Genomic DNA, 7,995 nt, shown 5'->3' on the forward strand with positions numbered 1-7,995 from the left:
CCGGCAGGCGCGGGGAAGGGGATGACGACGGTGGCTGCCTGCGACCGAGAACGCGATCTGGTCGTCGTCGCCGACGCGCACGTCGGGCCGGACGATCCGGAGCTGGCGCCGTTCCTGGAGTTTCTCGCGGCCCGCGCCGGCGACACCGACCGGCTCGTCCTTCTCGGCGACATCTTCTCGCTCTGGCTCGGCGAGGAGAAGTTCACGCTCCCGCACCACCGCGCGGTGCTCGACGCCTGCGCGGCGCTCCGCGCCGGCGGCGTCCGGGTGACGTTCATCGAAGGGAACCGGGAATTCTCGGCCGGGGTCTGGCGCGGGCGGGCGTTCGACGAGGTCGCCGAGAGCGTGTCGGCGGCGCCCTGGGCGGGCCGGCGGTGGCTTCTCGCCCACGGCGACCTCATCGACCCGGCCGACCGCCGCGGCCACGCCTTCCGGGCGCTGATCCGCTCGCGCGGCGTCCGCCGTGCCTTCGCGCTCCTGCCCGCGCGGGCCGGTCTCGCCGCGGGCGCCCGGATCGAGCGGGCGCTGCGCCACCGGAACCTCCCGAGGAAGACCGACGTGCCTCCCTCCCGGCTGCGCGACTATGCGGCGAGGATCGCCGCCCGCGGCTACGATGCGGCGGTGATCGGGCACCTGCACGTCGAGATGACCGTGCGGGACGGTCCGGGGGCGGAGCTGTTCGTCCTTCCGGACTGGCGCTCGACGCACCGCTACCTCCGCATCCCGCGCAGCGGCGAGGCGCGCTTCGAGTGGCACGGCCCCGCCACCCCACTCGGGCCGGCGATCCTGTCCGTCCGCGAGCGGGACGGCCGGGCGCAGGTCCGGCTCGACCGGCCGTGGGCGGCGCCGCCGGGGACGAGGGTCCGGATCGCCGGGGGCCATGGCGGCCCTCCCCGGGCGGGCGTCGTGAGGCGGACGGAGGCGGGCGGTTTCGAGATCGACCTCGAGCTGGCCCCCGGGGAACCGATCCAGGCGGGCGACCGGATCGAACCGGGACGGGAGGGATGACGATGACGATTCCGCCCCCGCGGCTTCCGGACGGGCCCCCGCGACCGCCGCGCCCGCTCGATCCGGACGCCCCCGGACGAGCCGACCGCGGCCTGTTCGACCTCGGGCTTCCGCTCGAGGAGTGCCGCGTCGTCGCCGTCCCGGTTCCCTACGAAGCCACCTGCTCCGGGGCGGCGGGCACCGCGGACGGCCCGCGCGCGCTGGTGGAGGCCTCCAGGGACGTCGACCTGCACGATCCGGTGGCGGGCGAACCGTACGCCGCCGGGATCGGCGCGCTCGACGAGGAGCCGGCGATCCGGCGGGCGTCGCGCTCCGCGCGGGCCGCGGTGGCGGATGCGCGGAACGGGGATGCGGCGGCGGCGGCCAGAGCGGACGCGATCGGGCGCGCTGTGCAGGAATGGGTCTACCGGGCGTGCCGGGGACTGCTCGCCACGGAGCGTCTGCCGGTGGTTCTCGGCGGAGAGCACGCGGTGAGCGTGGGCGCCTTCCGCGCCGCGGCGGAGCGCCGGTCCGGCATCGGCATCCTCCAGATCGACGCCCACCCCGACCTGCGCCCGAGCTACGAAGGGATGGCGACCTCCCACGCCGCGGCGATGCACGCCGCTCTCTCGATCGAGGGCGTGCAGAGGATCGTCGCCGTGGGCCTCCGAGACATCGCGCCGGCCGACACGAGGGCGCGCGAGGAGGCGGTGGGCCGCTGCGTCTGGTTCACCGACGCGGCGATCGGCGCGGCGCTGGCGGCGGGGAGGCGATACGACGACGTGGTGGCCGAGGTGATCGAGGCCCTGCCCCCCGACGTCTGGATCAGCCTCGACATGGACGGGCTCGAGCCCGCCCTGTGCCCCGGCACCGGCACGCCCGTTCCGGGCGGACTGACCTGGCGGGAATTCGTCGGGCTCGTCGCGGCGGTGGGGCGGTCGCGCCGCATCGTCGGGGCGGACCTGGTGGAGATCGGCCCCGGCCGCCTGGACGGGCTGGTGGCGGCCAAGGCCTTTTACCTCATCGCCGGTGTCGCCCTCGCGCACCGGCAACAGGGAGCGGGACCGTGAACGCAAACGTGAAGCGGACGATCGCTGGTGCCGCCGCCGCGCTTCTCGCGGCGTCCGGGGTCGCGTGCGGGCCGGGCGAGCCGCGCGAGGTGGCCGAGGCGCGGCGGCAGATCGAAGAGGCCTGGCAGGGAGGGCCGCAACTGAAGGTCCTGGTGCTGACGCTCGCCGCCGACCACCCGGGCCTTCCAGAGGCGGATCCCCTCATCGACGAGGCGCTCGCTTCGCCGTCCTTCGAGATGCGGCGCGAAGCGGTCGCCACGCTGGCGCGGTGGGGAACGCCCGGTGCAACGGATCGGATCCGGCCGCTGCTCGAGGACGGGAACGAACTCGTCCGCCGCGCCGCCGCACGGGCCCTCGCCCGGCTCGGCGACGGCAGCGGGCGCGAGCTGCTCGAGAAGGCCCGGCGGACGGCCGAGGGCGTCCTGGACACCGAGACCTGCGCCGCGCTCGCCGCGATCGGCTCGCGGGTCTGCGCCGAGGAAGCGGAACGGGACATCAACTCCGAGGACGGCGTCAAGGTGGCCGCCGCGGCGGCCGCGCTCGAGGCGGCCGGAGACGATCGCGCCAGGCTCGTCCTCCGCGGCGCCCTGAAGGCCCAGCACGGCGAGCGGCGGGCGCCGGTGATCGAAGCGCTCGGTGCGATCGGCGGCGCGGAGGACGTCGCCGCGATCCTCCCCTACGCCCGGTACCGCGAGAACGTCATCGCCGTGATCCGGGCGCTCGGGCGCCTGGGAGGGGACCAGGCGGTGGCGAAGCTGCGCACCTACCTGACCGCCGAGGATCCGGTCGGCCGCGTGGAGGCGGCGGGCGCGCTTCTCCGCGCCGGTGTGCTCGACGACGCGGTGCGGAAGGCGATCGACGCCGCCGTGGCCTCGGACCGGGAGGAGGTGCGCTACCGCGCCGCCGAGGCGCTCGCGCGAGCGCCGGAAGGGACCGACGTCACCGCCTGGCTCGTCCGCCTCGCGGGCGACGCGAGCGCCCAGGTGCGGCGGGTCGCGGTGACGGCGCTCGCCGACCGCGGCGGCGACGGCGCGCTCGAGGGTTTCCGCGCCGCCTGGCAGGCGAGCCGGGAGGCGCAGGAGGGAGCCGCCTACACCGCGGCGCTCGAGGCGCTCCGCGGAGCGGCGCGGCTCGACGGCGAGCCGGCGCGCGCGCTCCTCGCCGAGGGGCTGGAAAGCCCGAACTGGGCGCACACGATCCAGGCGGCGTTCGGCCTGCTCGAGCAGCAGCACCGGGCCGCCGCGGCGCCCTGAGCGCGACGGATGCACGGCGAGCCGGGCGGCGCGCTGATCCTCGCGATCGCGCTCGCGGTGGGGATGGCCGCCCAGGCCATCGCCCGCCACCTCCGCGTGCCGGGGATCGTCCTCCTGCTGGCGGCCGGAGTGGCGATCGGCCCGGACGGCGCCGGGCTGGTCGATCCGCGCCGGCTCGGTGGAGCCGTGCCGGCGCTGGTCGGGTTCGCCGTCGCGGTGATCCTCTTCGAAGGCGGGCTCAACCTCAACCTCGCCCGGCTGATGCGCGAGGCCCGGGTGATCCGCCGTCTGGTGACGGTGGGGGCGCTGGTCACCGCTGTCGGCGGTGCCCTGTCGGCCCGGCTGCTGATGGGGTGGGACCTGAGGCTGTCGGCGCTGTTCGGCTCGCTGGTGATCGTCACGGGCCCGACGGTCGTCACCCCGTTGCTCCGACGCTTGAGGATCCGCCGGGACGTCGCCACCGTGCTCGAGGCGGAAGGGGTCCTGATCGACGCCATCGGGGCGGTGGCGGCGATGGTGGCGCTCGAGGTCGCGCTGGCACCCTCCGGAGCGTCCCTCCTGGCGGGCCTCGGGCGCGGCGCCGGACGGCTCGGAGCCGGGGTGGCGATCGGAGGGGCGGGAGGAGCGCTCCTCGCGCTCGCCCTGCGCGCGCGACGGGTGGTGCCCGAAGGGCTGGCCAACGTCTTCACGCTCTCGTTCGTGCTGCTGCTGTTCCAGCTCTCCGATTCGTTCCTGCCGGAGAGCGGCATCGCCGCCGCCACCGCGGCCGGGCTCGTCACCGGCAACGTGCGCACGCGTGTCTCGCGCGATCTCCAGGAGTTCAAAGAGCAGCTGACGGTGATGTTCATCGGCATGCTGTTCGTGCTCCTCGCGGCCGGCGTCCGCCTCGAGGAGGTGCGGGCGCTCGGCTGGCGCGCCGCCGCCACCGTGGCGGCCCTCGTCCTGGTCGTGCGTCCGGCGCAGGTGCTGCTGGCCACCGCCGGCACGAAGACGCCGTGGCGCGAGCGGGTCCTCCTCGCCTGGCTCGCTCCCCGCGGGATCGTGGCGGCGGCCGTGGCCTCCCTCTTCGCCCAGGAGCTCGACGCCGCGGGCATCCCCGGCGGCCCGCGACTGCAGGCGCTGGTCTTCCTCGTGATCGCGATCACCGTCACGCTGGCCGGCCTGACCGGCGGCGTCGTCGCGGGCCTTCTCGGTCTAAGGCGTCCGGCGCGCGAGGGATGGCTGGTGCTCGGGGCCAACCCGCTCGGCCTGCTCCTCGGGCGCGCGCTCCGGGACGCGGGCGAGGCGGTCGTCTTCGTCGACGCCAACCCGGACTCCGCCCAGGACGCCCTCGACGGAGGCTTCCCGGTCGTCTTCGGCAACGCGCTCGAGGAGCGGACGCTGTTGAGAGCCGAGGTCGAAACGCGCGCCGGCTGCGTCGCGGTGACGCCCAACGACGAGGTCAACCTGCTGTTCGCCGACAAGGTCCGGGAGATCGCCCGCGGCCCCGATCTCTACGTGGCGCTGCGCCATGGCCACGGCAGCGTCAGCCCCGGCATGGTGCACGACCTCGACGCGAAGGTCCTGTTCGGAGCCCCGCGGACGCTGGACCGGTGGGCGCGCCTGGCGGAGCGCGGCGAGGTCTCCGTGGAGACCTGGGTCGCCGCCGCGCGGATCGAGCCCTCCGCCGCGTCGCTCGACAGTCCGGCCCCGCTGGTGCCTCTCGCCGTGTGCCGCGGCCGCAAGGCCGCTCCCGCCGCGGGGCTCGAGGACATTCCCGAGGGAACCCGGGTCGTCTTCGCCATAGAAAAGGAACGCCGCGAGGAGGCGGAGTCCTGGCTGAGGGAGGCGGGCTTCGCGCCGGCGGCGGGGACCGCGGCCGAGTGAACGCGTTCGATCGACCCGGACCGTGGCTCCGCGGGGCCGCCCTCGCCGCGCTGGTCGCGATCTGGGGGACGACCTGGGCGGCGATCCGCATCGGACTCGCCGGGATCCCGCCGATGACCGGCGTCGCCCTGCGCTTCGCGATCGCGTCCGCCGTGCTCCTCGCCGCCGGGCGGGCCCTCGGAGTGCCGCTCGGCCGCCTGCGGAGGGAGCGGAGGCTGTGGCTCGTCAACGGCCTGCTCAGCTACGGCGTGTCGTACGGCCTCGTCTACTGGGCCGAGCAATGGGTGCCCTCGGGACTCGCGGCCGTGATCTTCGCGACCTTCACGCTGTTCGTCGCCGTGCTCGCCCACTTCTTCCTCCCCGGCGAGCGGCTGGGAGCCGCCGCCTGGACGGGGCTCGCCGCCGGCTTCGCGGGTGTGGCGGCGATCTTCTCCGAGGACCTGACGGCGCTCGGCGGGCCGGGTGTTCCGTTCGCGGCCGCGGTGCTCCTCCTGGCCCCTCTCGCTTCCGCGGTGGCCAACGTCGCCGTCAAGCGGTGGGGCCGCGACGTGCACCCCCTGTCGATCTCCGCGGTGCCGATGGCCATCGGCGCGGCGATCGCGGCGGCCGTCGCGCTCGCGGTCGAAAGGGGCCGCCCCGTCGTCCTGGACGGCCGGTCGGTCGGCGCGCTGCTCTACCTTGCGCTGGTCGGGTCGGCGGTGACGTTCAGTCTCTACTACTGGCTCCTGCTCCACATGCCGGCGTCGCGCCTCGCCCTCGTCGCCTACGCGACACCGGTGGCGGCGGTGGCGATCGGCGCGCTCGCCCTCGGCGAGCCGGTCACCCCGCGGACGCTCGCCGGAACCGCCCTGGTGGTCGCGGGCATCGCGCTCGCCTCCCGGCGCGGGCCCCGTGCGAGCGGAGCGGGGAGGGGGCGGCCTTCGGGTCAGGTCGAGCGGCCGCGCTCGAGCGCGCCGGCGACACCGGCGGCGAAGTGCATGTCGCGGACCATGTGATACACGGCGTGACGGAGCTTCACCGGGCCGGTGACTCCCAGGACCCCGGCCGCGGCCCGGCCGCCGAGGAGCAAGAGGGGGCGCAGCCCGGCGGGGGATCGGCGCACGAGGCGGTGCGCCCGCGCCATCGCGCGCCGGAACCGGCTCGGCTCCGCCCGCGGGTCCATGCCGTCCACCCGTAGGAAGGCCCGGACGCCGGGATCGTCATGAGCCCGCGCGAACCGGACCGCCATCGCGCCGACCTCGAGGTGGCGCAGGCAGTGTTCCCGGAAACCGGCGTGAGCGGACCGGTGCCGGGCGGCGAGCTCGGGGCGGTAGACGATCGGCACGCCCGCCCGCCGGAGCCGGAAGGCGAGTTCGATGTCCTCGAGGCCGTAGCCGGTGAACCCCTCGTCGTAGCCGCCCGCGTCGCGCAGGACCCGCCGGAGCACCGAGAAGTGGCCCGTGAGGCAGTCGGTGTAGGCGACGTCCTCCCGCCGGGCGGCGAGCCGGTCGTGCCGGCGCCGTTCCTCCTCCGCGAGGAACCGCCCGAACGGCCCTCGAAAGCAGCGCGGATCCGGATCGATTCGCCCCACGACGGCGCGCGGAGGAAGCTCTTCCCGATGAGCGCCGGCGTGGCCGGCCGGTGTCTCCGGGGAGACGGTCATGTCGTCGTCGAGGACGAGCACCACGCGGCCCGCCGCCGCTTCGAGACCGCGATTGCACGCGGCGGCGCGCCCGCGGGGCGTCTCGCTGCGGACCACCCGGATCGGCAGCCCCGGTCTGGGGCGCGGCGCGAGCGGGGGGCGGCTCCCGTCGTCCGAAACGACGACCTCCATGCCTCCGGCGGGCGGCCGCGCGGCGGCCAGCGCGTCGAGCGTCTCCTCGAGACGCGTCCCGCCGTCCCGGCACGGGATGACGACCGTCAGCTCCATCCACGCTCCGCCGCCGCCCGGCCCGCCGGTGCGGCCTCCACCCTTACAATAAGCGGGCGCACGGCGCGTCGCCGTGCGGGGAGGAGCGCGGGGTGAGCGGCGCGCGGGACAACCGGAGCCGTGCGACCGTCTACCTGGTCGACGGCACCTACACCGTCTTCCGCTCGTTCTTCGCGATCGGACGGCTGACCGCGCCCGACGGCACCCCGACCTCGGGCGTCCTCGGCCTCGTCAACACCGTCCGCAAGATCGTCCGCGAGCGCCGCCCGGAGCATCTCGGCGTCGCGTTCGACCTGGAGGGGCCCACGCACCGAGACGACCTGTTCGCCGCCTACAAGGCGAATCGGCCGGAGCCGCCCGCCGAACTCGTGCAGCAGTTCCCGATCGCCCGCGAGGCCTGCCGCGTCCTGGGCTGGCCCGAGCTGACCGCTGAGGGTTACGAGGCGGACGATGTGATCGCCACGCTCGCGAAGCAGGCGGTCGAACGCGGCCTGGACGTGGTCATCGTGACCTCGGACAAGGATCTCTACCAGCTCGTCGGCGGGCCCGTGCGCGTGCTCAACCCGGCCAAGGACGACCGCATGCTGGATCCCGAGGGCGTGGAGGAGCTGTTCGGGGTCCGTCCCGAGCAGGTCGTCGACGTGCTCGCGCTGATGGGGGACAAGACCGACAACGTCCCCGGGGTTCCGGGCATCGGCGAGAAGACCGCCAAGGCGATGGTGCGCCGGTACGGTTCGCTCGACGAGGTGCGGCGGCGCGCGCGCCTGTTCGCCGAGCTGTGGCAGGCGAAGGAAGAGATCGAGGCGGCGGTGGCGGGCGGCGGGGAGCCGCCCGCTTCCGTGCTGGAACGCCTGAGCGCGGCGGCCGCCTCGCTGGCGGCGATGGACAGGGAGCGCGGCGGGGAGGAGGC

The 7,995-nt window shown here is 75.4% G+C and carries 6 protein-coding genes and 1 pseudogene; 6 read left to right on the top strand and 1 reads right to left on the bottom strand.

Annotated elements, in window-relative coordinates; genetic code table 11:
- The first annotated feature begins 21 nt into the window (after nt 1-21).
- The 5 genes and pseudogenes from D6718_08475 to D6718_08495 all read left to right on the top strand — a co-directional run bounded on the left by D6718_08475 (nt 22) and on the right by D6718_08495 (nt 5,607).
- Nucleotides 22-1,008, top strand: coding sequence for a hypothetical protein (locus tag D6718_08475; GenBank protein RMG45095.1), 987 nt, complete (start codon nt 22-24; stop codon nt 1,006-1,008).
- Entirely contained in the window at nt 1,005-2,057 is a 1,053-nt protein-coding gene (locus tag D6718_08480; GenBank protein ID RMG45096.1) for an arginase, read from the top strand. The genes D6718_08475 and D6718_08480 overlap by 4 nt, the downstream gene beginning before the upstream one ends.
- Entirely contained in the window at nt 2,054-3,310 is a 1,257-nt protein-coding gene (locus tag D6718_08485) for a HEAT repeat domain-containing protein (protein RMG45097.1), read from the top strand. The genes D6718_08480 and D6718_08485 overlap by 4 nt, the downstream gene beginning before the upstream one ends.
- A 9-nt stretch (nt 3,311-3,319) precedes the next feature.
- Nucleotides 3,320-5,176, top strand: coding sequence for a sodium:proton exchanger (locus D6718_08490; GenBank protein RMG45098.1), 1,857 nt, complete (start codon nt 3,320-3,322; stop codon nt 5,174-5,176).
- Nucleotides 4,723-5,607: pseudogene (locus D6718_08495) on the top strand (hypothetical protein). The gene D6718_08490 and the pseudogene D6718_08495 overlap by 454 nt, the downstream one beginning before the upstream one ends.
- Nucleotides 5,608-6,101: 494 nt before the next feature.
- On the opposite strand, the gene D6718_08500 reads toward D6718_08495, so the two are convergent.
- Nucleotides 6,102-7,085: a glycosyltransferase family 2 protein gene (locus tag D6718_08500; GenBank protein RMG45099.1), complete on the bottom strand. Its 984-nt coding sequence runs from the start codon at nt 7,083-7,085 to the stop codon at nt 6,102-6,104.
- A 92-nt stretch (nt 7,086-7,177) separates the two neighbouring features.
- On the opposite strand from D6718_08500, the gene D6718_08505 reads away from it, so the two are divergent.
- Nucleotides 7,178-7,995: hypothetical protein (locus D6718_08505; GenBank protein ID RMG45100.1), on the top strand; the 818-nt coding region annotated here is incomplete at its 3' end.

The sequence above is a fragment of the Acidobacteriota bacterium genome (genome assembly GCA_003696075.1).
Classification (GTDB): domain Bacteria; phylum Acidobacteriota; class Polarisedimenticolia; order J045; family J045; genus J045.